Origin of the sequence: Streptomyces shenzhenensis (genome assembly GCF_021462265.1) — a bacterium.
Taxonomy (GTDB): Bacteria; Actinomycetota; Actinomycetes; order Streptomycetales; family Streptomycetaceae; genus Streptomyces; species Streptomyces shenzhenensis.
Genome location: NZ_JAJONF010000129.1, coordinates 1 through 2,255 on the forward strand (window position 1 = coordinate 1; position 2,255 = coordinate 2,255).

Consider the following 2,255-nt stretch of genomic DNA (forward strand, 5'->3'; position numbering starts at 1 on the left):
GTGCTGCGGGTCCATGCCCAGTGCCTCGCGCGGGGAGATCCGGAAGAACGCGGGGTCGAACTCCGCTGCGCCGTCGAGGAATCCGCCCGTGCGCGTGTACGTCTTGCCCGGCAGCCCGGGCTCGGGGTCGTAGATGCCGTCGATGTCCCAGCCGCGGTCGGTGGGGAAGCCGGACAGGGCCTCGCCGCCGGTGTCGAGCAGTTCCCAGAGGTCCTCAGGGGAGGAGATGCCGCCAGGCAGCCGGACCGCCATGCCGACGATCGCGATGGGGTCGTCGTCCACCGGCGTGGCGGCCGCGGGGACGAGTTCGTCCTGCCCGGCGGTGCCGGTGAGCTCCCCGAGCACGAACCGGGCCACCGCCCGCGGCGTCGGGTGGTCGAAGAGCAGTGTGGTCGGCAGCCGCAGGCCGAACTCCTTGACGAGGGTGTTGCGCAGCTGCACCGCCGTCATCGAGTCGAAACCCTGCCCGGTGAACGGGGCGTCGGGGTCCACCGCCGACGCGTCCGGGTGCCCGAGGACGGCCGCCGCGTGCGCCCGCACACTGTCCAGCAGCGCGGACTCCCGGTCCGCCGCGGGCAGTTCGGCCAGCCGGCCGGCCAGGCCCGGCGCGGATCCGGAGCCGCCCGCACCGGCGGCGGTCTCGGGTTCCCGCAACGCCGCCTGTACCTCGGGCAGTTCGCTCAGCAGCGCACTGGCCCGCGCGGCGGTGAAGCCGGGCGCGAACCGTGCCCAGTCGATGTCCGCGACCGACACGGCGGCTTCGTCCCGCTCGACCGCGGCGACCAGCGCGCGGACCGCCGTCTCCGGCTCCATCGGTATGACGCCGAGGCGCGCGAGGCGCTCCGCGGCGCCGTCGACCGCGCCAAGTCCCGCCCCGGCCCAGGAACCCCAGGCCACCGAGGTCGCGGTGAGCCCGCGCCGGTGCCGGTCCCGGGCCAGTGCGTCGAGATAGGCGTTGGCCGCGGCGTACGCGCCCTGTCCGCCGCCGCCCCACACGCCCGCGTTGGACGAGATGAGCACGAAGGCGTCGAGCTCCCGGTCGCCGAGCACGGCGTCCAGGTTCCGGGCGCCCGCGACCTTGCCGTCCAGGACGCGAGCGAACTCCTCGGGCGGGGTCTCGGCGATGAGGCTCTGCTGCCCCAGCCCGGCCGCGTGCACGACGGCGGTCAGCGGACGGTCGTCCGGCACCGCCGCGACCAGCTCCGCCAGCGCCTCCGGGTCGGCCACGTCGCACGCGGCCACCGTCACCCCGGCGCCGAGCCGCTCCAGCTCGCCGACCAGCTCCGCGGTGCCCTCGCCCGCGGCACCCCGGCGGCTCAGCAGCAGATGCTCCGCACCCGCGCCGGCCAGCCACCGGGCGATCTGCCCGCCGACGCCCCCGGTGCCGCCGGTGACCAGGACCGTGCCCCGCGGCGTCCAGGCGCGCCGGGCGGCGTGTTCGCCGAGTGGCGCCCGCACCAGCCGGCGCGCGAACACCGCGGCCCCGCGGATCGCCAGCTGGTCCTCGCCGCCCTGCCCGCGCAGCACCGCGACCAGCTGCCGCAGCGCCTGCTGGTCCGGCTCGGCCGGCAGATCCACCAGACCGCCCCACAGGCGCGGCTGCTCCAGCGCGGCCACCAGCCCGAAGCCCCAGGTGAGCGCCTGCGCCGGGGAGATCTCCGGCCCGTCGGGCCCGTCCGCGCCGCCCGTCGTCACCGCCCACAGCGGCGCGTCGACCCCGGCCTCGGCCAAGGCAGGCACCAACGCCGTCAGCAGCGCGAGCCCGTTCGTCATGGCCGGAAAGACGGTGTGCGGCCGTTCGTCCAGCGACAGGAACGACAGCACCGCCCCCTGACCGGCCACGCCCGCCGACACCAACTGCTCGGTCAGCGCGCCCCGTTCCGTCACGGCGAGCTCTCGCACGACGACCTCGGCGCCCAAGGAACGCAACGCGTCCAGGGTGCCCGTCACCCGGAGGTCACCGGCGAAGCCCTCCGGCACGACGGCGAGCCAGGTCCCGGACATCCGGCCGGGGTTGACGATGCCGAGCTGTCGCCAGGCGATCCGGTAGCGCCAGGCGTCCACGGCCGCCCGCTGCCGGCCGCGCCGTCGCCAACTCGCCAGCGCGGGCAGCGCGGAGGCGACCGCGTCCCGCTCCCGCCCCTCGCTCACGTCCAGCGTGGCGGACAGGACGGACAGGTCCTCCTCCTCGACCGCCTTCCAGAACAGGGCCTCGTGCGGATCCGCCGCCGCGGCCTCCCGCGGGGCGGGCGTCG

1 protein-coding gene is annotated in these 2,255 nt (G+C 76.5%); it reads right to left on the reverse strand.

Annotated elements, in window-relative coordinates; translation table 11 throughout:
- A partial coding sequence (locus tag LQ326_RS46995; protein ID WP_234545345.1) for an SDR family NAD(P)-dependent oxidoreductase occupies positions 1–2,255 on the reverse strand: 2,255 nt, incomplete at both ends.